This window comes from Actinoplanes palleronii, assembly GCF_016862315.1.
GTDB lineage: Bacteria > Actinomycetota > Actinomycetes > Mycobacteriales > Micromonosporaceae > Actinoplanes > Actinoplanes palleronii.
The window spans coordinates 1-25,646 of sequence record NZ_BOMS01000108.1 but is presented as its reverse complement, the minus strand read 5'-3'; the positions used below and the strand labels follow the sequence as shown (position 1 = coordinate 25,646).

At 70.7% G+C, this 25,646-nt stretch carries 14 protein-coding genes; 7 read left to right on the top strand and 7 right to left on the bottom strand.

Annotation, left to right across the window (positions count from 1 at the left end):
• Positions 1–2: 2 nt before the first annotated feature.
• The 7 genes from Apa02nite_RS33535 to Apa02nite_RS33505 form a co-directional block, all read right to left on the bottom strand.
• Positions 3–7,613: a non-ribosomal peptide synthetase gene (locus Apa02nite_RS33535; RefSeq protein WP_203828627.1), complete on the bottom strand. Its 7,611-nt coding sequence runs from the start codon at positions 7,611–7,613 to the stop codon at positions 3–5.
• Entirely contained in the window at positions 7,610–15,385 is a 7,776-nt protein-coding gene (locus Apa02nite_RS33530) for a non-ribosomal peptide synthetase (RefSeq protein ID WP_239164740.1), read from the bottom strand. Before Apa02nite_RS33530 ends, Apa02nite_RS33535 begins: the two co-directional genes overlap by 4 nt.
• Positions 15,386–15,423: 38 nt before the next feature.
• Positions 15,424–16,611 (bottom strand): NAD(P)/FAD-dependent oxidoreductase, encoded by a 1,188-nt coding sequence (locus Apa02nite_RS33525; RefSeq protein WP_203828626.1) that lies wholly within the window; start codon positions 16,609–16,611, stop codon positions 15,424–15,426.
• A gap of 57 nt (positions 16,612–16,668) precedes the next feature.
• The gene (locus tag Apa02nite_RS33520; protein WP_203828625.1) at positions 16,669–16,899 is read right to left on the bottom strand and encodes a phosphopantetheine-binding protein; all 231 of its coding nucleotides are present in this window, start codon (positions 16,897–16,899) and stop codon (positions 16,669–16,671) included.
• 30 nt (positions 16,900–16,929) lie between these two features.
• Positions 16,930–18,516: an amino acid adenylation domain-containing protein gene (locus tag Apa02nite_RS33515; protein ID WP_203828624.1), complete on the bottom strand. Its 1,587-nt coding sequence runs from the start codon at positions 18,514–18,516 to the stop codon at positions 16,930–16,932.
• Between the two features lie 102 nt (positions 18,517–18,618).
• Positions 18,619–19,272, bottom strand: coding sequence for an FMN-binding negative transcriptional regulator (locus Apa02nite_RS33510; protein ID WP_239164739.1), 654 nt, complete (start codon positions 19,270–19,272; stop codon positions 18,619–18,621).
• Positions 19,273–19,306: 34 nt separating this feature from the next.
• On the bottom strand, positions 19,307–19,522 hold the full coding sequence (locus Apa02nite_RS33505) for an MbtH family protein (RefSeq protein ID WP_203828623.1): 216 nt from the start codon (positions 19,520–19,522) through the stop codon (positions 19,307–19,309).
• Between the two features lie 501 nt (positions 19,523–20,023).
• On the opposite strand from Apa02nite_RS33505, the gene Apa02nite_RS33500 reads away from it, so the two are divergent.
• The 7 genes from Apa02nite_RS33500 to Apa02nite_RS33470 all read left to right on the top strand — a co-directional run bounded on the left by Apa02nite_RS33500 (position 20,024) and on the right by Apa02nite_RS33470 (position 25,437).
• Positions 20,024–20,866, top strand: coding sequence for a thiamine pyrophosphate-dependent dehydrogenase E1 component subunit alpha (locus Apa02nite_RS33500; RefSeq protein ID WP_203828622.1), 843 nt, complete (start codon positions 20,024–20,026; stop codon positions 20,864–20,866).
• Positions 20,863–21,843, top strand: coding sequence for an alpha-ketoacid dehydrogenase subunit beta (locus tag Apa02nite_RS33495; protein ID WP_203828621.1), 981 nt, complete (start codon positions 20,863–20,865; stop codon positions 21,841–21,843). The genes Apa02nite_RS33500 and Apa02nite_RS33495 overlap by 4 nt, the downstream gene beginning before the upstream one ends.
• Positions 21,840–22,085: a biotin/lipoyl-containing protein gene (locus Apa02nite_RS33490; protein WP_203828620.1), complete on the top strand. Its 246-nt coding sequence runs from the start codon at positions 21,840–21,842 to the stop codon at positions 22,083–22,085. The genes Apa02nite_RS33495 and Apa02nite_RS33490 overlap by 4 nt, the downstream gene beginning before the upstream one ends.
• A gap of 40 nt (positions 22,086–22,125) precedes the next feature.
• Positions 22,126–22,374, top strand: a complete 249-nt coding sequence (locus tag Apa02nite_RS33485; RefSeq protein ID WP_203828619.1) for a phosphopantetheine-binding protein — start codon at positions 22,126–22,128, stop codon at positions 22,372–22,374.
• On the top strand, positions 22,371–23,309 hold the full coding sequence (locus Apa02nite_RS33480) for a 3-oxoacyl-[acyl-carrier-protein] synthase III C-terminal domain-containing protein (protein ID WP_203828618.1): 939 nt from the start codon (positions 22,371–22,373) through the stop codon (positions 23,307–23,309). Before Apa02nite_RS33485 ends, Apa02nite_RS33480 begins: the two co-directional genes overlap by 4 nt.
• Positions 23,310–23,482: 173 nt before the next feature.
• Positions 23,483–24,529, top strand: coding sequence for a zinc-binding dehydrogenase (locus Apa02nite_RS33475; RefSeq protein WP_203828617.1), 1,047 nt, complete (start codon positions 23,483–23,485; stop codon positions 24,527–24,529).
• 32 nt (positions 24,530–24,561) lie between these two features.
• The gene (locus tag Apa02nite_RS33470; protein WP_203828616.1) at positions 24,562–25,437 is read left to right on the top strand and encodes a prephenate dehydrogenase; all 876 of its coding nucleotides are present in this window, start codon (positions 24,562–24,564) and stop codon (positions 25,435–25,437) included.
• The last annotated feature ends 209 nt before the right edge of the window (positions 25,438–25,646 follow it).

Genomic DNA, 25,646 nt, shown 5'->3' with positions numbered 1-25,646 from the left:
CGTCACTCCTCTACGATGATCTTGCGCAAACGAGGGCGGCGGGGAGCAGCCGCTTCCTCCGACCACGACGCGAGCGCGCCCACCGTCGGCAAATCGAAGATCTTGCGGATGGGTATCTCGATGCCCAGCTCGGCGCGGACTCGGCTGATCAGGCGGGTGGCGAGCAGGGAGTGCCCGCCGAGGTCGAAGAAGTTGTCGTCGAGGCCGGCCCGGTCCAGGCCGAGCACCTCGGCGAACAAGCGGGCGAAGGTCTGCTCGCGGGCAGTGCCGGGTGGGCGGTAGGCGGCGGCGGTGAACTCCGGTTCCGGCAGCGCCGCCCGGTCCAGCTTGCCGTTCGGCGTCAGCGGCAGCCGGTCGAGGATCACCAGGGCGGACGGCAGCATGAAGTCGGGCAGCCTCTCGATGAGGAAGCTCTGCAGCGCCTGCGGGTCCGGGCCGGCGGTGTCGCCGCCGACCACGTAGGCCACCAGCTGCTTGCTCGCGCCGGCGCCGCGCCGGTCGCGGGCCACGACGGTTGCCTGGGCGACGCCGGGATGGTCGGTGAGCACGGCTTCGATCTCGGCGGGCTCGATCCGGAAACCCCGTACCTTGACCTGCGCGTCGGCGCGTCCCACGTACTCCAGCCGACCGGCCTCGCCGAGCCGGGCCAGGTCCCCGGTGCGGTACATCCGGGTCCCGGGCGGGCCGAACGGGTCAGCGACGAAGCGCTCGGCGGTCATCGCGACCCGGCGGTAGTAGCCGCGGCCCAGGTTGCCGCCGACGTACAGCTCACCGACCGCGCCGGGCGGCACCGGGGTCAGCCCCGGGCCGAGGACGTAGGCTCGCATGTTGGCCAGCGGGGTGCCGATCGGCGCACTGCCCGTCCCGGCGTCCGCCCCGCTGTCGACGGCGAAGGTGGTGGCGTAAAACGATTCGCTCTGACCGTACGCGTTGATCACCCGCACCCCGGGGAAGGCAACGCGGGTCTTCTCCACCAGGGACCACGGCAGCGCCTCGCCCGCGAAGATCACCGTCTCCACGCTGGTGCGGCCGGCCAGCTCGCCGACGAGTTCGCTGAACGCGGACGGCACGGTGGAGATGACGCTGCCGGACCAGTCCTTGCGGTCGCCGAGGACGAGGACGTCCGGGACGACCTCGACGATGCCGCCGGTGGCCAGGGTCGTGAAGATCTCGAAGACCGAGACGTCGAAGTTGATCGACGTGCCCGCCAGCATCCGCCTACCCGGGCCCATCCCGGTTCGGGAGGCGAGCCGCAGCACCCCGTTGACCACGTTGTCATGGGTGATGGCGACGCCCTTGGGCTTGCCCGTGGATCCTGAGGTGTACATGACGTACGCCAGTTGCTGCGGGTGGCGCGGGCGGACCGGGCCGCGGTTCTCACCGGACAGGTCGAGCGTGTCGAGCAGGACGTCCGGGGCTTCGTGCTCCGGCAGCGTGCCGGCCGTCGCGGTGTCGGTGACGATGAGGTCGGGCCGCGCCTCGTCGAGGACGGTGGCCAGGCGCCGGCTGGGGTACCTGGGGTCGACCGGCAGATACGCGGCGCCCGACTTCAGCACCGCAAGAAGCGTCACCACCAGGTCCGGCGATCGCGGCAGCGACACCGCGATCACCGGTTCCGAACGTCCGCCGCGGCGGGACAGCTCGCCCGCCAGGTGGTCCGCCCGCGCGTTCAGCTCGCGGTAGGTCAGTGACCGATCGCCGTCGACCACGGCGACAGCGTCCGGGGTCCGCGCCGCCTGCTCCTCGACGAGCACGTCGACCGTGACGTCCGGCGTCGGCGCGGCCGTGTCGTTGAACTCGGCGAGCAGCCACCGGCGTTCGGCCGGTTCCAGGACGTCGAGCCGCGCGACCGCCCGCTCCGGGATGGCCGCCAGCTGCTCCAGGATCCGCACCAGCCGGGCGGCGTACGTCTGCACCACCGTCCGGTCGAACAGGCCCGGGGTGTACTGGAGCACGAACTGAAGGTTCGAGTCCACCGCCACCATCAGCGCCAGCGGATAGTGCGTGCCGTTGGACGGGCGCAGCCCGCTGAAGGCGATGCCGCCGGTGGCCTCGGTGGGGACGCGGAGCCGGTCCTGGTCGACCGGCTGTGACTCGAAGACGACAAGCGTGTCGAACAGCGACGGCAGGCCGACGGACTGCTGGATCCTGGTGAGGCTGGCGTGATGATGTTCCAGCAGGTGAGCCTGGCTCTGCTGTAGCCGGGTGGCGACCTCGGCGAGCGTGTCTCCGGGCGCACACCGCACGCGTACGGGCAGGGTGTTGATGAACATCCCGACCATCGACTCGACACCCAGCACGTCGGCGGGACGCCCGGAGACGGTGGCCCCGAACACCAGATCCTGACGCCCGGTGAGCTGGGCCAGCAACAGCGCCCAGGCCGTCTGCACCATGGTGTTGACAGTGACGCCCAGTTCGGAGGCGCGCCGGAGCAGCCCGATGAACACGCCACGCTCCAGGGTGCCCTCGATCTGGGCGAGATCGTCGCCACGCGCGGCCTCCGGGGCCAGCAGCGTGGGCTCCTCGACCCCGTCGAGTTCCGCGGCCCAGGCACGTGCCGCCTCGTCCTGGTCCCGGCTCGCGTACCACGCGAGGTACTCGCCGTAGCCACGCGGGTCCGGCAGCCCCGTGGCGTCCCCGTCCGACCCGTAGAGCGCCAGCAGGTCCTGCAACAGCAACGGGGTGGACCAGCCGTCGGACACCGCGTGGTGGAGGGTCAGCACAAGTTCGGACCGAGCCGGCTCGTGGGTCACCAGCGCGAGCCGGATCAGCGGAGGCGTGTCCACGTCGAAATGGGCGGCCTCGTCCTCGGCGCGGAACCGCTCGAACGCCTCGGTTCGCCGCGCCGCGTCCATCACCGCCAGGTCGAGATGGCGCCAGGGCAGCCGGAGCCGGGTCGCCGGCACCACCTGCACGAGATCACCGTCGGCCCGGGTGACGAACGCCGTACGCAGGGCGGCGTGGCGCTCCAGCAGTGCCTGTCCGGCCCGGTGCATACGGTCCGGGTCGACCTCACCGCAGAGCTCGAAGGTCAGCTGCACGTGGTACGGATCGAAGGAGGACCCGGCCATCTGGGAGTGGAACAGGATGCCGGATTGGGTCGACGTCACCGGCCACACCTCGGCCAGGTGACCCAGCCGATCCTCCCACGCATCGATCTCCGGCTGGGTCACCGCGGCCAGCGGCGCGTCGGCCGGGGTCATTCCCCCGGCCTCGGGTGTGCCGGTGTGCCGGGCCAGGGCGGTCAGCGCCTCGACGAACAGCCCGGCCAGCTCGCCCACCTCCGCGGCGGAGAGCACTTCGGTAGAGAAAGCGAAGCAGACGGCCAGTTCGTCGCCGTCGGCCACGCTGACCTCCAGCGGCGACAGCACCGGCGCGTCCGGATCCGGTACGGCCAGGATCTCGGGCAGGGCGGCGCCGGTGGACCGGCCGCGGTAGGTGAAACCGATCCGGGGCTCCGGCAGGTCGGCGAGCTCCGCGGCGGTACGCGGGTTGAGATGGCGCAGCAGGCCGTATCCCGTGCCGTGGCCGGGCACCGCCCGGAGCTGCTCCTTGATCGCTTTGATCGCCCGGCCGGCGGCCGTGTCGCCGGTCAGAGCCCGTGCCACGTCCACGCCGTCCAGGTCCAACCGCACCGGGTGCGACGTGGTGAACCACCCGACGGTGCCGGACAGCCGCGCGCCGGGCACCAGATGCTCGTCGCGGCCGTCGCGGTGGAGCCGGACACGGACTCGGGATCCGGGCACGCCGCGGGTCTGGCGCCAGCGGACCAGCGCCAGGGCCAGTCCGGTCAGCAGTCCGTCCTCGACCTCGGCGCGGAAGACGGTGGGCAGCCTGGTCAGCAACGTCTCCGTGACGTCGGCGGGCACCTGGACGCGCACCGTGTCGACGGTGGACGCGACGTCGCGGGCGCGGTCCGGTTCCCGGGCGCCGAGGGTCGGCTCGTCCCCGTCCAGGATCTGCCGCCACCGCGGCAGCTCCTTCTCCCTCCGGGGGGACACCGCTTCGTCGGCGAGCGCGTGCGCCCACCGGCGGAACGAGGTGCCCGCGGTAGCCGGTTGCGGGACGTCACCGGCGCGTTCCCGCCGCCAGACCGCGACCAGATCGGTCAGCAGGATCGGCCACGACGCCTCGTCGACGGCCAGCCGATGCACCACGATCAGCAACCGGCCGGCGGCCTCGCCCGCGGGGAACCACACGAACTGCGCCATCGTTCCCGAGTCCGGGTCCAGTCGCCCCGCGGCGGCACGCAGCTCGGCCCGCTCGTCGGCGTCGCGGGCGTCCCGGATCAGCGGGCCGGCCGCCACGCTGCCGGCCGGTTCGATCCGCAGGCCCGGCCGTGCCCGGTCGAGCCGGGAACGCAGCACGTCGTGCCGGTCCAGCATCGCCTGCACGGTCGCGACCAGCTCGTCCCGGCCGGTCGGCTCGGGCAGGGTCAGGATCGTGGCCATGACGGACCGGGCGAGGCCTCCGCCCAGCGCGACCAGATGCGCCGCGTCCGGTGGCAGCGGGGCCCAGCCCACGCCGCCGTCCGCCCATTCGGCAAGGGTCGCGGGCTCCGTCCCGGTCCGGCCGTCGGTCACCGCGTCGAGCCGGGCCACCGTCCGGTGTTCGAAGATGTCCCGGACGCTGAGCACGACACCACGTGTCTTGGCGCGGGCGACCACCTGGATGGACCGGATGCTGTCCCCGCCGATGGCGAAGAAGTCGTCGTCGATACCGACGTTCGCGCGGCCGGTCACCTCGGCGAACAGCGCGCACAGCAGCTCCTGCCGCGGGTTTCCCGGTGCCCGGGCGGGCGATGCCCGTGCGTAGTCCGGCGGCGGCAGCGCCTGCCGGTCCAGCTTGCCGTTCGGGGTGAGCGGGAGCTGCGGCAGTGGAACCAGCACGGCCGGGACCATGTAGTCGGGCAGCCGCCCGCGCAGGTACTCGGACAGCTCGGCCGGGCCGGTTCCCGGTTCGAGCACCACGTAGCCGACCAGGCGTTTGTCGTCCGGCTCGTCCTCGCGCACCACGACCAGGGCCTGGGCCACCGCCGGATGCCCGGCGAGCACGTGCTCGACCTCGCCCAGCTCGATCCGGAATCCCCGGACCTTCACCTGGAAATCGGTACGCCCGATGTATTCCAGCCGGCCGTCGCGGTTCCACCGGACCAGGTCCCCGGTGCGGTACATCCGCCTGCCGGGCTCGCCGAACGGGCAGGCGACGAACCGTCCCGCGGTCTGCCCGGGCCGGCCGTGATAGCCGCGGGCCAGGCCGTCGCCGGCGATGTACAGCTCGCCGGGCACCCCGCGCGGCACCGGGGACAGGCTGTCGCCCAGCACGTACACCTGGGTGTTCCCGATCGGTGTTCCGATCGTCACCGGTGCCCCGGCCTCGACGGGTGCCATGGTCGACCAGATCGTCGTCTCGGTGGGGCCGTAGACGTTGGAGACCTCGCCCGCGGAGCCGGCCAGCGTGTCCGCCAGCCGGGCCGGCAGTGCCTCGCCGCCGACCAGCACCCGCAGACCGCAGACCGCGTCCGGTTCGTGATCCAGCACCATCCCCCAGAAGGCCGGGGTCGCCTGCACGATGTCGACGGCGTGGTGGCGGATCGCCTGCACGACGGCCGACGGGTCGGAGAGCGTGGTCTTCGCTGCGAGCACCACCGCGGCTCCGGAGATCAACGGCAGGTACAGCTCGAGCGCCGCGATGTCGAACGAGACAGTCGTCACCGCGAGCCAGCGCGTCGCGGGCGACACCGGCACCCGCCGGCTCATGGTGGCCAGGAAGTTGGCCAGGGCCCCGCGCGAGACCGCCACGCCCTTGGGCTTGCCGGTCGAGCCCGAGGTGTAGATGACGTAGGCGGTGTTCGCCGGTGACGGGCGCGGACCCGCTGCCGGCTCCGCGGGCGGCGCGCTCTGCGCTTCGGCCAGCGTTCCGGCGTCCAGCACGAGGGCCGGACGGGCGTCGGCCAGGATGGCGTCGAACCGCGAACGCGGGTGGTCCGGGTCCGTCGGGATGTAGGCCGCCCCGGCCTTCAGCACCGCCAGCAGCGCCACCACCAGGTCGGTGGAGCGGGGCAGCCGTACGGCCACCAGGGATTCGGGGCCCAACCCGCGGGCGGTCAGCCAGTGCGCCAGCCGGTCGGCCCGCGTGTCCAGCTCCCGGTAGGTCAGCGAGCCCTCCTCACCGATGACGGCGGGCTCACCCGGGGTGGTCTCGGCCCAGCGGGCCACCGACGCCACCAGATCGCTTTCCAGGGTCGGCTCAGCGGTGTCGTTCACCGTGTGCAGCAGCCAGCCCCGCTCGTCCTCGCCGAGCAGGTCGACGTCCCGGATCGGCGTACCGGGGTCGGTGACCATCTGCCGGAGCAGGCGTACGTAGCGATCGACGATGGACTCCGCCGTGGCTTGGTCGAACAGCTCCGCCGCGTATTCCAGCCGCCCGTAGGCGCCACCGGACCGGGCCGGGATGATGTTGAAGTACAGGTCGAGCATCGCGGTACCGGTGCCCAACGGGACCGGGGTGACCGTCAGACCCGGAATCCTGATCTCCGGCCACAGGAACTGCCAGGCCAGCAACACCTGGAACAGCGGCTGGTAGGAGGCGGTGCGCTCCGGGTTGAGCAGCTCGACCAGGCGTTCGAACGGAATGTCCTGATTGTCGTACGCGGCCAAAGCCCGGTCGCGCACCTGGTCCAGCAGGTCACCGAACGACGGACCGGCGCGCAGGTCGACGCGCAGCACCCAGGTGTTGGCGAAGTACCCGACCAGGTCGTCGAGCTGCTCGTCGGCGCGGCCCTCGATCGGGCTACCCAGCGTCAGATCGGTGCCGGCGCCGAGGCGGTGCAGCAGCACCGCGAGCGCGGCCTGGGTCACCATCGGTGCTGTGGCGCCGTGCTCGGCGGCCAGCTTCGTGATGCCGGCGAGCAACTCCGGTTCGAGTTCGAAGTCGACGTGGCCGCCACGATGACTCGCCACGGAGGGCCGCGGCCGATCCACCGGCAACTGCACCGGCTGCGCCACCCCGGCCAGTTCCCCGCGCCAGTAGTCCAGTTGCGCCGCGGCGACACTCGTCGGGTCCTGCTCGTCGCCCAGCAGCTCCCGCTGCCACAGGGTGTAGTCGCGGTACTGCACCGGAAGCGGCGCCCAGTCCGGCGCGGTGCCGTCCAGGCGGGCCGCGTAGGCCGTCACCAGGTCCCGCAAAAACGGCGCCATCGACGATCCGTCGGCGGCGATGTGGTGGAACACGAACACCACCACGTGCTCCCGCGGGCTGACCCGCAGGACGACCACGCGCAGGGGGATCTCGGTGTCCAGCCGGAACGGCTCGACCGCGGCCTCATGCATCGCCTGCTCGATGTCGCTCGCGGCCACGTCGGCCATCCGGAACGGCAGCCGCACCTCCTCCGGCGCGAGAATCCGCTGCTCCGGTGTGCCGTCCACGTCCTCGACGATGAGGGTGCGCAGACTCTCGTGCCGGGTGATGACGTCCGTCAGCGCCGCGGACAGCGCCGCGACGTCCAGCGTCCCTTCCAGGCGCAGCACGAACGGGCCGTTGTAGGTGGCGGACGGAGCCTCCAGGCGGTGAAGGAACCACATCCGCAGTTGGGCGAAGGACAGCGGGATCATCGGCGCGCCTCCTGACCGGTCATCTTGCGGAGCTGGGGACGGCTGGTCGCCGCCGCCTGCTTGAGCTGCGCCGCCAGCCCGGCGACGGTCGGATCGGCGAAGACCATGGTGACCTTCACGTCGATGTTGAGTTCGTTGCGGATCCGGCCGATCAGCCGGGTGGCCAGCAGCGAGTGCCCGCCCAGATCGAAGAAGTTGGCGTCGATGCCGACCTCGTCCACGCCGAGCAGCTCGGCGAACAGCCGGCAGAGGACCTCCTCGTCGTGGTTGCGCGGCCCCCGCCCGGCGGCGGCGCCGGCGTAGACGGGTGCGGGGAGCGCGGCGCGGTGCAATTTGCCGCTCGGCGTCGTGGGGAACTCCGCCAGCGGCACGATCGCCGAGGGAACCATGTACTCCGGCAGGCGTTCCCGGAGCAGGGTGGTCAACGGCACCATGTCCAGCTCGGCCGGGTCGGCCTTGCCCGTCGGCACGACGTACGCCACGAGCCGTTGATCGCCCGCCTGGTCCTCGCGCACCACGGCCGCCGCCTGGCTGACCGCCGGGTGCGCGGTGAGCGCCTGCTCGATCTCGGCGAGCTCGATGCGGAAGCCACGAACCTTGACCTGGAAGTCCGCTCGCCCGGCGTACTCGAGCTGACCGTCCCTGGTCCACCGGCCCAGGTCTCCGGTGCGGTACATCCGGGTGCCCGACGCCGAGAACGGGTCAGCGACGAAGCGATCCGCGGTCAGATCCGCCCGGCCCAGGTAGCTTCGCGCCAGGCAGGCGCCGGCCAGGTACAGCTCCCCGGCCACTCCGGGCGGCACCGGGCGCAGCGCCGGGTCCAGCACGTACACCTGGGTATTCCAGATCGGCGCGCCGATCGGCAGCCGATCGGCGCCCGGCACGTGCTGCCACGAGGTCACCTCCACGGCCGCTTCGGTGGGGCCGTAGAGGTTGTAGGCGGTGCAGCCGGGCAGCAGGTCGGTGAAGCGGTTGGCCAGTGCCACCGGGAACGGTTCGGCGCCGACCTCGACCCAGCGCAGGCTGGTGCACCGTTTCGCCGCGGGCTCGTCGACGAACGCCGCGAGCAGGGAGGACACGAAGACCGCGCCGCTGACCCGCTCGCGCTGGATCAGCTCGGCTAGGTACGCCGGGTCCCGGCGCCCGCCCGGCCGCGCGATCACCACCGCGGCGCCCACCTGGAGCGGCGCGAACACCTCCGGCACCGAAGCGTCGAACCCGGTCGCCGTGCTGAACAGGACCCGGTCCTCGGGACCGATGGCGAACCGGTTCAGTCCCCACGCGATCCGGTTCATGATTGATCGGTGCGACACCTGTACACCCTTGGGACCCCCGGTGGAGCCTGAGGTGTAGATGACGTACGCGACGTTGTCCGGCGACAGCCGCCGTTCCGGATTCGTCTCGGGATACCCGGCGACGTCGGGAAGCGTCTCCTCGATCACTACCAGGGGCCGGGCGCTGTCCAGCACCTGGCGGGCCCGGTCCTCGGGCACCTCGGTGTCGACCGGCACGTAGACCGCGCCCGCCTTGACGACCGCGTGGGCGGCCACCATCAGGTCGATCGAGCGGGGAATCCGTACTGCGACACACCGTTCGGGTCCGGCACCCTGCTCGATCAACCAGTGGGCCAGCCGGTTGGCGTGCCGGTTGAGCTCGTCGTACGTGATCGTCCCCGCCTCGGCGACGACCGCGACCCGGCACGGTTCGCGGCGTACCTGAGCCTCGAACGCGTCCGGCAGGGTACTCACGGGCACCGGGTGTGTCGTCGCGTTGAACCCGCGCACCAGCTGCTCCCGCTCCTCGGGAGTCAGCACGTCGATGGCGCCGATCGGCGTCCTCGGGTCGGCGGCCAGCTGCTCCAGCACCCGCACCAGCCGGGCCGCGATGCCCTGTGCCTCGTCGCGGTCGTAGAGGGCATGCTGGTAGTCGAGGGAAAGCCGCAGATAGGGGTCGGAGGAGGCCAGGCCGAGCGCGTAGTGCGCTCCCGCAATCGGCCGGATGCCCTCGATCCTGATACCGGCCGAGGTGTTGGCGTCCACGATCCCCGCCCGGTCGATCGGGAAGTTCTCGAAGCCGACGAAGGTGTCGAAGAGTGTGGGCAGGCCGGTGGCCCGCTGGATGTCGCCCAGGCCGTAGTAATGGTGGTCGAGCAACTCCGTCTGCCGGGCCTGCAGTTCGGTGATGACCGCGCCCGCGCTCTGTTCCGGCCGGCAGAACACCCGGATCGGGAGGGTGTTGATGAACAGCCCGACCATCTCGTCGGAGCGGGGCAGGCCGGCCGGCCGGCCGTTGACCGCGGCGCCGAACACCACATCGGACCTGCCGGTGAGCTTCGACAGCAGGATGCCCCAGGTGCCCTGCAGAAGCGTGTTGAGGGTGACCCCCAGCTCCGCAGCGCGGCCGGCGAGTTCGCGACCCTTGTCGATCGAGAGGGGCACCTCGATCTTCCCGATCGCCGACGGCGTCTGCGCGGCCGACGCGTCCGGGGCCACCAGGGTGGGCTGCTCGAACCCGTCGAGTTCGGCGGCCCAGCGGGCAGCCGAGGCCTGCTGATCGTGCCGGGCCAACCAGGCCAGGTAATCACCGTAGCTGCGGGCCGGGGCGAGGTCCCGGTCGCCGGCGTACAGCCGGATCAGGTCTCGGATCACCACCGGTGACGACCAGCCGTCGAACAGGGTGTGATGTGCCGTGATGATCAACTTTGCGTGCCGGGGCCCGCAGCTGATCAGCCCGAGCCGCAGCAGGGGCGGCAGCGCCGGGTCGAGCCGGTCCGCCCGGTCCGCGGCGAGGAAGTCGATCAGGGCAGCCTCGTGCTCGGCCTCACCCCGGCCGGTCAGGTCTAGGTGCCGCCACGGCAGGGCGACCCTCTCCGGTACGACCTGCACCGGATCGCCGCCGGCCGAGGTGAGGAACGAGGAGCGCAGGTTCGGGTATCGGTCGAGCAGCGCCTGCCCGGCCGATCGCATGCGGTCCTGGTCCACCGGCCCGGAAAGGTGCAGGACGAACTGCATGTGGTAGACGTCGAAGGTGCCCTCGGCGATCGCGGCCTCGAACTGGATGCCGGACTGCCCGGGCGCTTGCGGCCACACATCGGTCAGGCGGCCGTACCGCGTCTCCCAGGCCTCGATCTCGTCCTGCCCGACCGTGACGAGCGGGACGTCCGAGGGGGTCAGCCCACCGACGGCCGGACGAGCGGCGAACGCGGCCATGCCGCGCAGCACCGCGAACCAGAGCTCGGTCAGTTCATCGACGCGTTCGCGGGTCAGCAGCCCGGCCGGGAACATCAGGGCTGCTTGCAGCCCGGTGCCCTCGGCGGTGTCCAGGGTGACCGCGCTGACCTCCAGCGCGGACAGCGCGGGCAGGTCCGGGTCGGGCGCCGGGACGAGCTCGGCCGACCAGGACGCCGGGCCCCAGCCCTGCGCCCGCAGGTGTTCGGGCACATCGGCGCCGGAGATCCGCCCCAGGTAGTTGAACCCGATCTGCGGCACCGGCAGACCGGCGAGTTGCGGCGCGGTCTCCGGGTTCAGGTAGCGCAGCAGCCCGTAGCCCATTCCCTTGTCCGGGATGGCGCGCAGCTGCTCCTTGACCATCTTGATCACGTTTCCGGCGGCCGGGCCGCCGGCCAGTACGTCGGCCAAGTCAACCCCGCTCACGTCGATCCGGGCAGGATGCATGCTGGTGAACCAGCCGACGGTGCGGGACAGGTCTGCCTCGGGTACGAGATGCTCCTCGCGGCCGTGTCCTTCCAGCCGGATCAGGGCCGAGCGGTCGGCACCCTGCCACTGGTTGACCGCGAGGACCAGTGCCGCGATCAGCACGTCGGTCGCGGTGCCCCGGTACGCGGCCGGGAGGGTGGTCAGCACCGCCTCGGTGACGTCCGGCGGCAACTGGCCCCGGACGGTGTGCACGGTGGACATGACGTCGATCGCCGGGTCGAAGGCACGCGTTCCCAGCGGAGGGTTAGGCGCTTCCAGCATGTCGCGCCAGTACTCCAGCTCCTGTTCGCGTACCGGATCGATCGCCTCGGCCCGCAGCGCGGAGACCCAGCGGCGCGCGGAGGTGCGGACCTCGGGCAACACCGGCGCACGGCCGGATCGCACCTGCTGCCACGCGTCAGCGAGGTCCGCCATGATGATGCGCCAGGAGACGCCGTCCACGACCAGGTGGTGCAGGACCAGGAGCAGCCGGCCCGCACCCGGCTCCGGGGCGAACCAGACGAACGCCGCCATGGTCCCCGCCTCCGGGTCGAGCCGACCGACCGCGTCGTCCAGCGCCGACCGGGCCGCCGTCAGCGAGGACGGCGCATCCCACTCGCCGTCACAGGGCAGCGTGCGGATCAGGTCGGCCGTTCGCACGCTGCCGGCCGGACGGACCAGCAGGAACGGCTCGTCATCGCGTACCAGCTGGGCACGGAGCAGGTCGTGCCGGTCGAATACGGCGTCCAGGGTCGCGGCCAGCCCGCTCGCGTCGATGCCGGCGGGCAGCTCCAGCACCAGCGCCATGGCGAACCGGTCGGTGCCGCCGCCGTGTTCGAACACCTGCAGTGCCACCGGGGGCAACGGCATCGGTCCGACACCGACGTCGGTCACGGTCGCGGGGGCGCAGTCCTGGCGGGCGGCGGCCACCTCGGCCAGCCGGGCCGCGGTACGGCACTCGAAGATCTCCCGCGCGGTGAGCTCCAGTCCGCGGGCCCGGGCACGGGCGACCACCTGGATCGATCGCAGACTGTCCCCGCCCACCACGAAGAAGTCGTCGTCCACACCGACCCGGTCCACGCCCAGCACGTCCGCGTACGCGCCGGTGATGATGGCCTCGGTCTCGGTACGTGGCTCGCGGTACACCTCGCCCACGAAGCCCGGCTCGGGCAGTGCCGAGTGGTCCAACTTGCCGGTCGGGCCGAGCGGCATCCGCCCCAGAACCACGAAGGCCGCTGGGACCATGTAGTCGGGCAGCCGCTCCGCGACGAACCTGCGCAGTTCGGCGGCCGACGCGCCGGACTGCACGTCCACGTCGCCGATCCCGCCGGAGCCGTCGTCCCCGACGGCGCCCTCACCGACGTGCACGACGTAGGCGACCAGCCGCCGCCCGCCCGCGGGCAGTTCCCGGCTGACCACCACCGCCTCGCTGATCCCGGGGTGCTGCACCAACACCGCCTCGACCTCGGCGGTCTCGATGCGGAAGCCACGGACCTTCACCTGGCCGTCGCCGCGCCCGACACACTCCAGCTGACCGCGCGCGTTCCACCGGGCCAGGTCGCCGGTTCGATACATCCGCTCACCGGCGGCCGCGAAGGGATCCGGCACGAATCGCTCGGCGGTGCGGCCGGGGCGGCCGTGGTAGCCGCGTCCGAGGCAGGCCCCGGCCACGTACAGCTCGCCGACCACGCCCGGCGGGACCGCGGCGAGACCGGGGCCCAGCACATAGGCGCGCATGTTGCCCAGCGGGGTGCCGATCGGCGCGACCTCCCCGTCGGCCCACTCCGCCGAGGCCGGCAGGGAGAAGGTGGTGGCGTAGAAGCTCTCGCTCTGCCCGTAACCGTTCACGATCTGGGCGCCGGGCAGAGCCTGCCGCACCTGCCGCACCAGCCGGGCCGGCAACACCTCTCCGGCGAGGACGACCGCTCGTACGCCGGTCATCCCGTCCAGCTGGCCGACCAGCTCCGCGAAGACCGAGGGGACGGCACTGACCACCTGGCCGTCCCAGCCGTCCCGCTCGGCGAGGGCGAGCCCGTTGGGCACCACCTCGGCCGTGCCACCCGTGGAGAGCGTGGTCATCAGTTCGAAGACCGAGACGTCGAAATTCACCGAGGTGCCGGCCAGCATCCGCCATCCGGTCGGCACGTCCAGCACCCGCACCAGCTCCTGTACGCCGTTGACGACGCCGCGATGCGTGATGGCCGCGCCCTTGGGCGTGCCGGTGGAGCCGGAGGTGTACAGCACGTACGCGAGGTTGTCCGGTCGCAGCGGCGAGATCCGGTCGCCGTCTCCCACCCGGCGGCCGGGTGAGTCCCATTCCGCCCGGCGGTCGAGGTCGACCACCGCGATGTCGTTGCGCGGCAGGGCCGGCCACGTCGCGGTGTCGGAGACCGCGAACCGGGGGGCCGCCTCGGACAGGACGATCTCCGCCCGGCCGCTGAGGTGCTGCGGGTCCATCGGCAGGTACGCCGCGCCCGACTTGAGGATCCCGAGCAGGCCGACCACCAGCTCCTCGGTGCGTGGCAGGGCCAGCACCACCAGGTCCTCGGGTCCGGCACCCGCGCGCACCAGCTGCCACGCTACGTCGTTCGCGCGCTCGTCGAGGTCGCGATAGGTCAGTGTGCGGTCGTCACAGACGACTGCGGGGGCGTCCGGCGTCCTGGCCACCTGCCGCTCGAACAGCTCCGCAACGGTCAGGTCGGGCAGATCGGTGGCGGTCTCGTTGAACCGGGTGAGCACGGTGTCGCGCTCGGTCGCGTCCAGGACGTCAAGGACGTCGATCCGGCGCCCCGGCTCGGCCACGAGCCGGCCCAGCACCCTGACGAAGCGTTGCGCGACGGACTCGGCCGTCTGCCGGTCGAACAGGTGGGTGCCGTATTCGAGCCGGCACGTCGCCCCGCCCGATCGGTTCGGGTTGATGTCGAAGAACAGGTCGAACTTGGCGGTGCCGGTCTCCAGTTTCTCGGCCCGCACGTCGAGGCCGGGAAGGGCCAGGTCGGGCACCGGCGGCTGCCAGGAGAGCATGACCTGGAAGTACGGGTGGTACGCGGTGGACCGGTCCGGGTTGAGCCGCTCCACCAGCCGCTCGAACGGCATGTCCTGGTTGTCGTACGCGGACAGGGCCCGCTCCCGCACCCGGCCGAGAAGCTCGACGAACGTCGGGTTCTCCGACAGGTCGATGCGCAACACCCAGGTGTTGACGAAGAACCCGACCAGGTCTCGTAGCTCCTCATCGGTACGGCCTGCGATCGGTGCGCCGATCGGCACGTCGTCACCACAGCCGAGGTGGCGCAACAGGACGCCGAGAGCCGCGTGCATGACCATCGACACCGTGGTGTCCTCCTCGGCGGCGAGCTTCTCCACGGACCCGAGGAGGTCCTGATCTATCGGGATCACGACCACGTCGCCGCGATTGCTCATCGCTCGGGGACGCGGACGGTCCGCTGGCAGGGCGAGCGGCTGTGCCAGGTCGGCGAGGGCGTCCCGCCAGTACGCCAGCTGCCGCGCGGCGAGGCTGTCCGGGTCCGCCTCGGCACCGAGCAGATCCTGCTGCCACAGCGTGTAATCCGCGTACTGCAACGAGAGGGGTTCCCAGGCCGGCGCCCGGTCCTGGCGACGGGCCTCGTACGCGGTGGTGAGGTCGTGGAACAGCGGCCCGAACGACTCCCCGTCCACGGCGATGTGGTGAGCCACGACGACCAGGGTGTGGTCCCGAGAACCGGTCCGTACCAGCGTGACGCGGATCGGCGCGTCCGCGGCGAGGTCGAAGGTCTGCGTGGCCATCCCGGCCAGCACCGCCGCCCGGTCCGGCTCGGCGACCTCGACGACCGGCAGCTCGAACGGCTCACCCGGCGATGGCAGCACCCGCTGGTACGGAACGCCGTCGCCGTCCTCGACGATGACGGTGCGGAGAATCTCGTGCCGGTCGACGACGTCGCGGAGGGCCTCCCCCACCGCCTTCACGTCCAGCTCACCGGTCAACCGCAGCGCGAACGCGCCGTTATAGGTCGCCGACGGGCCTTCGAACCGGTCCACAAACCACAGCCGACGCTGCGCGAACGACAACGGGATCATCATGTCTCCAAATCGGCAGAGCCACCGGACGCGCGCGCCACTCAGACTTGATCGAGTACTGTCAGCAGTTCTTTGTTGTAGAAGTCGTCGAAGGAGCACGCGCCCGACACGGTGGAGAAGTACCGGTCGATCAGGTCCTGGTGACCGACCAGTTTCTGCAGCATCGCGGTGTGATCCCCGGGCTTGAGCTCGGCCACGTTGAGAGCGCCCTGGTAGAGATTGCGGAAGACGTCGGTCAGATCGTTCTCGTAACGCCGCAGCGCCGTCCTGAGTGCGATGTCGTCGTGCAGCCCGTCACCGACGTGGCCGGTGAGCGACTGGGCCTGGATGAAGGCGTCGGTGATCCCGCGGGCGGTGATGGAGTCCTTGTGGTGCACGGCGTCGCCGACCAGCACCCACCCCGGCCCGCTCGCCTTGCGGAAGTAGTTCTCCTGGTGCCCGGTGCCGTACATCTGCTCCACCCGCTTGCCCGCCGACATGCGGTCGTACAGCTGCGGCGCGGTGGTACGGACAGCCTCGAGGTATGCGGCCTCCGCATCGGTCCGGACTGCCGGGTACTGACGCTGCGGGAAGTACGTCATGATCAGCGTGAGGTCGTCGTTGGTGGGCGCGAGGGCGATCCACCGTCCCGGTCGTTCATAGAGCTCGAAGTGCGCTGGGACGTCGGCCCAGTAGCTGTAGTAGACGCACGTCATCCGCGGGTGCTCGATCACCTTCGGCGCGGCCACCTTGCGGGCCACCAGCGAGCGCATGCCGTCCGCGCCGACGACCAGCCGTGCTCGTTCGGTCGTCTCGGTGCCGGCCGGGGTGGTGTAGCGCACCCCCACGACCCGATCGTCCTCGAACAGCAGGTCGGTGACCGCGCAGGACTCCTGGAACGTCACGCCGGCCGCGACGGCGCCCCGCGCGAGGACTGGGTCGAGCACGAACCGCCTCGGCGCGTACGTGGTCCGGTGGCCGTCGACAGGCAGGGAGAAGCCCTCCAGTCGGAGGCCGGGCGCCTCGTAGCTCTGGTGGGTGATCGGCCGGCACCCTTGGGCGCGCAGATCGTCGAGCAGCCCCCAGCGGGCGAGCAGCGCCACTCCGGGCTGGTGGAGGTAATGGGACGACAAGGTGTCCTGCGGGAACCGCACCTTTTCCAGGAGCAGGACCCGATAACCTCGCTTGGCGAACAACATGGCCGTCGGCGAACCCGCACAACGGGCACCGATGACAATGACGTCGTACATGGCGCCTCTCTCACGAATTATTTGTGGATTCCGGCCACGACTCCGGCGCGTCCGGATCTACCGATTCACCGCGCCGAGGGACTCGATGTACGCCGAGATCGACGCGGGCGTCGGGTTGAGAAGCATCTGGTCCACCGGGACCTCGACGCCCAACTCCTCGATGAATGCGCCCTGGATCTTGGCCAGAATCACCGACTGGCCGCCGAGAGCAAAGAAGTTGTCGTCGGCAGATACGTTGTCGCGCTGCAGCTCACGGCACCAGATGGCCCGCACCTTGTCGGCAATCATCACAGTCCTGTCGGTCGTCGGATTCGTCGGCTACGCCGGTGCGCCGTGGCCCGCGTACCGTTTCTGGCAGGCCGCGGTGAGTTCCGCGCGGTCGACCTTCCCGTGCGGGCTCAGCGGAAGCTGCCCGATGGTGATGAACCCGGCCGGAACCATGTTCCGCGGCAACATCCCGAACAGCTGGGTACGGACGTCGTTCTCGTCGAGCCTGTTCCCCGAGGGAACGACGAAGGCGATCAGCTCGGCCTCTCCCGCGTCGGTGTGCCGAACCACCACGGCAGCCTCCCGGACACCGGCCACCCTGCCGATCGCGCGTTCCACATCGGTCGGGTCGATGCGCATGCCGCGCACCTTGACCTGCGCGTCCAGCCGGCCCAGCACGACGAGGTCGCCGTCCGGGGTCACGTAGCCACGATCACCGGTGCGATACAGCCGGCGTGGGACGCCGTCGACGACGACCGTGGTGAACCGCTGCCACTCGGGGCCGACGCCGCCCAGGTAACCGGCGCCGACGCCGGCGCCGGCGATGCAGATCTCCCCGTGCTCACCCACCGGAACTCCGCGCAGTTGCTCGTCGAGCAGGTGGAGGTCGGTGTTGTAGGCGGGCCGGCCCACCGGGGCGTTGCCCGGTGCGCTCGGCCAGTAGTCGGCAAGGCGGTACGACGACGCCACGTCCGTACACTCGGCGACGCCGTACTGGTGCAACAGGGTGCACGTGGTCGCCGGACGCCGGGCCCACTCCGCGATCCGTTCGACCCGCAGCGGCTCCCCGCCGAACAACAGGTAGTCCAACCGGCTCAGGACCTCCCCGCCCCGCGCGGTCTCCCAGTCCACCAGCACGTACAGGGTGCTCGACGCGCAGTGCACCACGCGAATGTCATGCTCGCCGAGCATCCGGTAGGCCATCGCGGCGTCGAAGTTCCGGCTCGCCATCAGGTACTGGGTGGCGCCGCAGAACAGCGGCATCATCAGGCTGCGCTGGGAGAGGTCGAAGCCGAACGCGCTGACGACCAGGTTGTCCGACCCGGCGTGCAGGCCGTACTCGAGCATCAGCCAGTTGAGCAGGTTGTACCAGCCCTCGTGCCGCACCGCCGCCAGCTTCGGCGTACCGGTCGACCCGGAGGTGAACACCGCGTAGCACTCGTCCGCCCCGGTGACCACGACGTCGGGATCGCCGGGCGGCAGGCTCCCCAGCTGATCGGCCAGCTGCGCCAGGTCGACGACGTCGGCATCCGCCGGGGCGAGCAGGCCGACGGTCGCCGGGGATGCCACGACCAGGGCGAGACCGGGAATCTGCGCCGAGAGCGACTGGAGCCGGGTCGCCGGATAGGACGGGTCGAGGGGCACGTATGCCGCCCCGGCCTTCAGCGTGCCGAGGATGGCGACGAGCATGTCAATCGAGTAGTCGAGGCAGACACCGACTCGCGATCCCCGGCCGTGTCCGCGGGCGACGAGGAAGTGCGCGAAGCGGTTGGCCTTGGCGTTCAGCTCCGCGTAGGTCAGCCGCTCGCCGGCGCAGCAGACCGCCACGGCCTGGGGGGAGCGTTGCGCGTGCGCCTCGAACCGCCGGTGAACGACGGGCGCCGCCGGCAGGTCGACGCGCTTTCCCTGCAGAATCATCGATCACTCCGATACGGCCGGGCAGTCGGCCCGGACCTCGTTGTGGAAACAGGGGTTCGCCCGGGCACGTGCCGCGTCGCAGTGCCGGGCAGGCGACCGCCGTCATTCCGCTCGGGTCAGCCTGCTCATGTACTCGGCGACCTCCCGTTGCCGGCCGGAGTCGCCCCGGGCGAAATGGCGGCACACCCCGTCCCGTGTCGTGTCGCTCTGCTCCTGGCTGAGCTTGAAGGTCGCCTCGGCCCGGCTGATGGTGAACCGGAACGCGCCCACGCCGGGCAGGATCCGGAGAAAGTGGTCGATCGAACCAGACTCGTCCCAGCCGGCCCCGAAGTCAGCCTCCAGGGTGCGTGCGGTAGCACGTACCACCGCCAGCGTCTGCTCAGCGTCCGAGATCACATCGATCACCCCGCGCACCTGTGCGGCCGTGTAGTTCCAGGTGGGCGCGGCCGGGGAGAATGGGTAGAGGGTCGGCGAGACGTAGGCGTGCGGGCCCGTGAAGCTGAGGACCGCGGGCATCGCCGGGCGCAGCGTCTTCCACTGGGGGTTCGCCCGATTCATGTGGCACAGCAGGGTCATGCCGGCGAGGTCGGTGAGCCCTTCGGTGGGCCGCAGCGGATCCGGGATGGCCGGCAGGTGCGTGCCGTACGGACCCTCGGAGTCCTCGCCGTTCGTCATGAGCAGCGCCAACGGATTGCTCCGGATCAGCTCGATGATCCACTGGGCGCTGGGCTCCCGATACATCTTCGGTACGAACATCGTGATCCACTTTCCCCGGGTTGTCAGCCGGTGCTCAGCGCGCCGCCATGGCCTGCCTCAGACTCTTCGGGCGCATGTCGGTCCAGTTGCGCTCGACGTACTCGAGGCAGTCGGACCTGCTCGCTTCGCCATGCACCACCCGCCAGCCGGTAGGCACCTCGGCGAAGACCGGCCATAGGGAATGCTGGTCCTCATCGTTGACGACCACGAAGAACCGGCCGTCCTCGTCGTCGAAGGGGTTCGTGCTCATAACCACCGTCCTTGCCTGAGGTGATACGAGTGGGGATTCGGCCCGGCGCCGCATGGAGAATCACCATTGCCAGTCGCCCGGATAAGCATCGCGAGATGACTCAGAATTGCAATAGTCGAGACCGTGAACGGCCCCCTCTATCGACACCTGTCCTGTCGACAGGACACCCGGCGACCGCGGCCGTCCCGGAATGCCGACGCCACCGTATGACTCCATCACGGGCACCACAAGGGCAGCGGAAGCGCTCGTCCCGGCGGTCCGCTCGAGCCTGTACCCATTGGCGGCGCTGTGCCAGGATGGCGGAGCAATAACCGGAGACGGCCAACTGGAATTCGCGTCCCGCCACTTCACCGCCGGCAAAGCAAACGCACGTGACCGGCGATTCGGCACGACGAGCGAATCTATCGACAAGCCAATGACTGGTGACCAATGGTGTTTGAATCGCAATCGCGGTACGTCGCCGATCCAGACGACGACACACGACGGCTGATGTTGCGCCACATGCTGGTGGCGAGGGGCATCGACGAGGAAGCCGGCCAACTGCAGAAGCAGGGGGCGATCGACCTGTGGCTGTCCTGTCAGGGGCACGAGGCGGCGCAGGTGGGCTCCGCGCTCGCCGTGGGCCCGGCACCGACGGTGTTCCCCAGCTACCGCGAGCACGCGGTGGCCCTGCTGCGGGGCGTGGCGCCGGACGAGCTGGTCGCCCAGTGGGCGGGCCGCACGTTCTGCGGATGGGACCCGCGCCGGCTCAGGTTCTTCCCCTACACGCTGGTCCTGGCCGCCCAGACGCTGCACGGCGTCGGCTACTCGATCGGGCAGCGCCTGCAGGGCCGGGAGGACTTCGTCGTCGTCTACATCGGTGACGGCGCCACCAGCGAGGGTGACATGTCCGAGGCGATGAACCTCGCCGCCGTCGAGGCGGCATCGGTGCTGTTCATCTGCCAGAACAACGGGTGGGCCATCTCGAAACCGGCCGGGGAGCAGATGCATACGTCGGTGGCCGACCGGGCCCGGGGCTTCGGAATCGAGTCCGTCCGGATCACCGGCCAGGACCCGGAGGCCGTTTTCGCGGTCTGCGCGCGGGCCGCTGCCCATGTCCGCGAGCGGCAAGCGCCCTTCCTCGTCGAGATCCAGGTGGAGCGCATCCACGGGCACTCGACCTCGGACGCCCAGGAGCTGTATCGCAGCCCCGACGACATCGAGCGCGCCCGGGCCACCGACCCGGTCACCGCGTACGCGGCCCGGTTGAGCGGTCTGGGCCTGGTGGACGCCGATTGGTTCCATCTGGTCGGCGCGGAGATCCGGGACCTGCGGGAACGGCTGATCAAGGAGTTCGCGGGATGAGCGCGTCACGGTCCACCAGTCTGGCGGTGTCGATCAACGCGACCCTGGCCGATCTGATGGAACAGCGTCCGGAGATGCTGCTGCTCGGTGAGGACGTCGGACGCCTCGGGGGCGTGTTCCGGGTGACCCGGGGCCTGCGTGACCGTTTCGGCGCCGACCGGGTGCGGGACTCGCTGCTGGCCGAGTCCACCATCGTCGGCCAGGCGGTCGGGATGGCGATGAGCGGGTTGGTGCCGGTCTGCGAGATCCAGTTCGACGGGTTCACCTATCCGGCGGTGAACCAGTTGGTGACCCAGGCGAGCCGGATCGGCGACCGATGGAACGGGCAGGTGCGCCCGAGCCTGGTGGTCCGGATCCCCACCGGCGGCGGCATCCGTGGCGTCGAGCATCACAGCGAATCCAACGAGGCGCTCTTCGCCCGCGTACCGGGGATCTCGGTGGCGTGTCCGTCCACCGGCGAGGACGCCGACCAGATCCTGCGGTACGCGGTGACGATCGGCTCGCCGGTCGTCGTGTACGAGCCGATTCGCCTGTACTGGCGGCGCAACACGCCGGCCCGGGACCCTCAGCCCGCGAGGTCCGCCACGGCCGCCCGAATCGTGCGGCGCGGTGCCGACCTGACGATCGTCACCTACGGGGCGGTCACCAACGAGGTGCTGGAGGCGGCGGGCGCACTCGCCACCGAGGTGGACGCCGAGGTGGTGGACCTGCGCTGGGTCGCACCGTTGGACCTGGAGACGATCCTGGAGTCCGTCGCCCGGACCGGCCGGTTGCTGATCGTGCACGAGGGGTCGAGGGACGTCGGCATCGGCGCAGAGATCGCCGCGTCGGTGGCCGAACGCGGCTTCGACCTGCTGCGGGGCCCGGTACGCCGGCTGGCCCCCGAGCGCCGCCCCTACCCGCCGGCCGACTTCGAGAAGGACTACCTGATCGGCGTGGAACAGATCACGGCCGAGATCCTGGGGATGACGAAGTGAGCGAGCCGCTGGACGTGCGGGTTCCCAGTTTCGGGCACGGTCTCGACGAGGCGCTGCTGATCGAGTGGGTCGCCGCGGTCGGTAACCGGGTCGAGCGAGGGGACGTCGTCGCGGTCGTCGAGACCAACAAGACCACTACGGAGATCGTGGCCGAGCACACCGGCCGGATCACGGCTCACGCCGCGACGGCCGGCACCGTGCTGAGTTCCGGTGCCGTGTTGTACCAGTTGGCGGCCGACTAGCCGAGCAACCACGGTTCGTGTCAGATGAACGGAGAGAGACATGAGCAGCTTCGAAAGCCTTGTCCGCGAGGCCATGCTGAGCCAGTTGCGCCGGCGGGACCCGTCGCTGGGTCCCGCTGACCTGGATCGGCCGGTCGCCGATCTCGACCTCGACTCACTCGACCTGGTCGAGCTGCACCAGCGCCTGGAAACCGAGCTGAAGGTCAAAGGAGACCTGAGGGAGACCGCCGGCTTCGCCTTCCTCGAGGACTTCAGCACCTACTTCACGAAGCTGGCGAGCCGGGAGTGAGCGCCGGCATCACCGACATCGCCGTCGCGAAGCCGCGCGAGGTCATCGAGAACGACCACTTCACGTCGATAGGTCTCACCGACGAATGGATCCGCCGCCGCAGCGGCATCGCTGCCCGGTCCTGGCTTCCGGACAAGACGCCGCTGGCCGAGGTGGCAGCGGAAGCCTGCGCGCCGATCGTGACCCGGATGCCGGACCCGTCCTCGATCGGTGCCCTCATCGTCATCAGCACCTCGATCGACCGGCGGGTCCCGGGCCTCGCCCCGGACGTGGCCGAACGCACCTGCCTGGGGCCCGGCGTGCTGGCCTTCGACCTGAACGCGGCCTGCTGCGGCTTCGTGTACGGCCTCGTCACCGCTCTGTCGCTCTGCGACGCCGGGCGGGCCGGATCGGTGCTGGTGTGCTCGGTGGAGGCCATGTCCCGGTTGGTGAACCGTGCCGACCGGCAGACGGCGTGCATCTTCGCCGACGGGTCCGCGGCCGTCCTGGTGGAGAACCGACCGGAGTTCTCGGCCTTCCGGCACACAGCCGGCTGCGACGGGACGCAGCAGGCGCTCATGCGGGAGGAGGCCGGCGGCATCCGGCTCGACGGCATGCAGGTCTTCGACCGCGCCGTGCGCCGGATGTCGGAGTCGGCTCGGTACCTCTTCGACTCTGATCCCGCACCCACCGTCGTGGTCGGGCACCAGGCGAACGGCCGCATCCTGGAACAGGTCCGCGCCTTCACAGCTGATCTCGGGGTGCCGTTCGTGAATCGGATCGAGCGCTCCGGGAACACGTCGTCCGCCTCGATCCCCCTGGCGTTCGCTGAGGAGCTGGCGGGCGGGACCCTGCCGACCGCCGGGCGGCTCGGCGCGGTCGCCTACGGCGCCGGTGAGGCGTGGGGCGGCGTCGCGGTGGACTACCGGATCACCGATGACGTCATCGCCCCCTGACACCGCCCCGGGCATTCGGACCAGAACTCGATCAACCGGAGGTTGTCATCTACCGCCCTGAAGCCTGGATCCTGCGTTCGGGTACCGTCTCCGGCCCGCTCAACGGCGGCCCCGGCAGCACACTGCAACGAGGAACCTTCACCTTCGGCCGGCTGGAGGAGGGTGAGGCCCTGGTGGAACCGATCCTCGGGTCATGGGAGGCCAACGTCGACCATGCGCTGGCCCGATCACCGATCGACGTGTGCATCAGCCGGCGCGAGGACGCGGTGGTCCTCGGCAACCTGGGCGTGGTACGAGTGCTACAGATACGCCCCGGCCCCCGGCCCGTCCCCGTGCGCGAAGGAGACCTGTGCCTGCTCCTGCCCTTCGGCAAGCTGGACCGCTTCGGCTACGCCGAGCTCGCGTACGCCTACGACGCTCCAGGCACCATCGGACTGCTCACCGAGCGGTCGAAGATGGACGCCCGGCTGCTGTTGCCGATCCCGGACGGTACGGCGTACTCGCTACCGCAGTGGGCGACGTACGGTCGGTACTTCACCGCGTGGGACAACTGGCAGAAGGCCTACGGATGTTGGCGTACCCAGGTCGTCGACGACGATCCGGCCAACCATCTGGTGTTCGGGTGGGGCGGCGGCGTGGCCTTCGCTGAACTGCTCTTGGCCAAGCGGGCCGGGTTCCGGGTGGCGATGACGGCGGGCTCAGACGAACGGGTCGCGTTCCTGCGGGAGAACGGCATCACCGCGGTGGACCGCCGCCAGTTTCCCGATCTTTCGCTTCCCACCCGGGAGCAACGGTCCGACCGGGACCGCCACCAGCGTCGCCGCGCCTCGGTCGAAAACTTCCTGGACGTCGTCAGGAAACTCAGCGACGGCCACGGGGCTGCGATCTTCGTGGACAACATCGGCGAGCCCTTGCACGACGTCACCCTCGCGGCCCTGGCCCGCGAAGGCGCCGTCACCACCTGCGGATGGAAGGCCGGGATGCGCCTGTCGCACCTGCGCGGGGCCGAATGCATCAGCCGCCACCTGTCCGTGAACACGCACGTGTGGCGCCTCCAGGACTCCCTGGCCATCCGCGACTTCCAGGAGAGCGAGGGGTGGATCGCCCCGAAGGGGTCGGAGACGATCTACGACTTCGACCGGGTACCGCAGCTCGCCGACGACTACGCCCACGGCCGGATCGGCTCGTACTTTCCCCTGTACACCGTCAACCCCCTCTGACCACGCACTGGCGTGCTGCGGAAGGAAGCCCGATGAACACCGTCGAACAGGCCGTCATCATCGGTACCGGGCTGGTCGGCACCTCGGTAGGCCTGGCGCTGCGGCGGGCCGGCGTACGGGTGTGGTTGCGTGACCGGGACAGCCGGGCGGTGGCCGAGGCCGTACGGCTCGGCGCCGGTCACCCGTTGCCGGCCACTGCGCGCCCTTCGGTCGACCTCGCGGTGCTCGCCGTGCCACCGGCGGCTGTGGGTGAGGTTCTCCGAGACGCGCAGCGTGAAGGCCTGGCGAAGCACTACACCGACGTTGCCAGCGTCAAGGCCCCGATCATCGTGGCGGCGGCCGGCCACGGGTGCGACATGAGATCCTTCGTCCCTGGCCATCCTATGGCCGGTAGTGAGCAATCCGGGCCCGGTGCGGCACGCGCCGATCTATTCGTCGGACGAACGTGGGCGCTGTGCCCGACCGCCGCGGTGCGTCCCGAGGCCGTGGCGACGGCACGAGCCCTGGCCGAGCTGACCGGAGCGGCGCCGACGGAGCTCAGTGCCGAGGCGCACGACCGGGCCGCCGCGATCATCTCTCACCTGCCGCATCTGGTCTCCAGCGCGCTCGCCGCCCAGCTGAGGACGGCCGACTCCACTGCCCTGCGACTGGCCGGAGCCGGTCTCCGGGACGTCACCCGCATCGCGGGTGGCAATGTTCCGCTGTGGCTGGACATCCTCTCCCAGAACGCCGACCCGGTCGCGGACACCGTTGACGACCTTATCGAGGATCTCCGCCACGTCGCCGCCGAACTCCGCTCCCGTGCGGCCATCGCGGACAGCAACGCCAGCCCGGCCCCGGCTCTGGCGTCCCTCCTCGACCGTGGCAACGACGGCCGCCAGCGGCTGATGGCCGAGCGGTCGAGCTGAGATCCCGAGCTCGGCCCCGCGTCCTGCGCGGCCATCACCCCTCGGCATGTCCGGGCTCGCTGGCGGTCGACGATCGTCAGCGAGTTCCGGATGCCCAGATCACCTTGGCATCCTCGTCGCGGTACAGCACAAGCCGGCGAGAACGGTGCGCTGCGGGCAGCGGGCCTTGACGCGTTGGTAGGCGATCCGGGTCAGTTCCCAGTACCGGT

Excerpts from the sequence above, each read along its gene's own strand:
- Apa02nite_RS33535 (WP_203828627.1), bottom strand. The coding sequence starts at position 7,613 with ATGATCCCGCTGTCCTTCGCCCAACTGCGGATGTGGTTCCTTCACCGC.
- Apa02nite_RS33530 (WP_239164740.1), bottom strand. The coding sequence starts at position 15,385 with ATGATGATCCCGTTGTCGTTCGCGCAGCGTCGGCTGTGGTTTGTGGAC.
- Apa02nite_RS33525 (WP_203828626.1), bottom strand. The coding sequence starts at position 16,611 with ATGTACGACGTCATTGTCATCGGTGCCCGTTGTGCGGGTTCGCCGACG.
- Apa02nite_RS33520 (WP_203828625.1), bottom strand. The coding sequence starts at position 16,899 with ATGATTGCCGACAAGGTGCGGGCCATCTGGTGCCGTGAGCTGCAGCGC.
- Apa02nite_RS33515 (WP_203828624.1), bottom strand. The coding sequence starts at position 18,516 with ATGATTCTGCAGGGAAAGCGCGTCGACCTGCCGGCGGCGCCCGTCGTT.
- Apa02nite_RS33510 (WP_239164739.1), bottom strand. The coding sequence starts at position 19,272 with ATGTTCGTACCGAAGATGTATCGGGAGCCCAGCGCCCAGTGGATCATC.
- Apa02nite_RS33505 (WP_203828623.1), bottom strand. The coding sequence starts at position 19,522 with ATGAGCACGAACCCCTTCGACGACGAGGACGGCCGGTTCTTCGTGGTC.
- Apa02nite_RS33500 (WP_203828622.1), top strand. The coding sequence starts at position 20,024 with ATGCTGGTGGCGAGGGGCATCGACGAGGAAGCCGGCCAACTGCAGAAG.
- Apa02nite_RS33495 (WP_203828621.1), top strand. The coding sequence starts at position 20,863 with ATGAGCGCGTCACGGTCCACCAGTCTGGCGGTGTCGATCAACGCGACC.
- Apa02nite_RS33485 (WP_203828619.1), top strand. The coding sequence starts at position 22,126 with ATGAGCAGCTTCGAAAGCCTTGTCCGCGAGGCCATGCTGAGCCAGTTG.
- Apa02nite_RS33470 (WP_203828616.1), top strand. The coding sequence starts at position 24,562 with ATGAACACCGTCGAACAGGCCGTCATCATCGGTACCGGGCTGGTCGGC.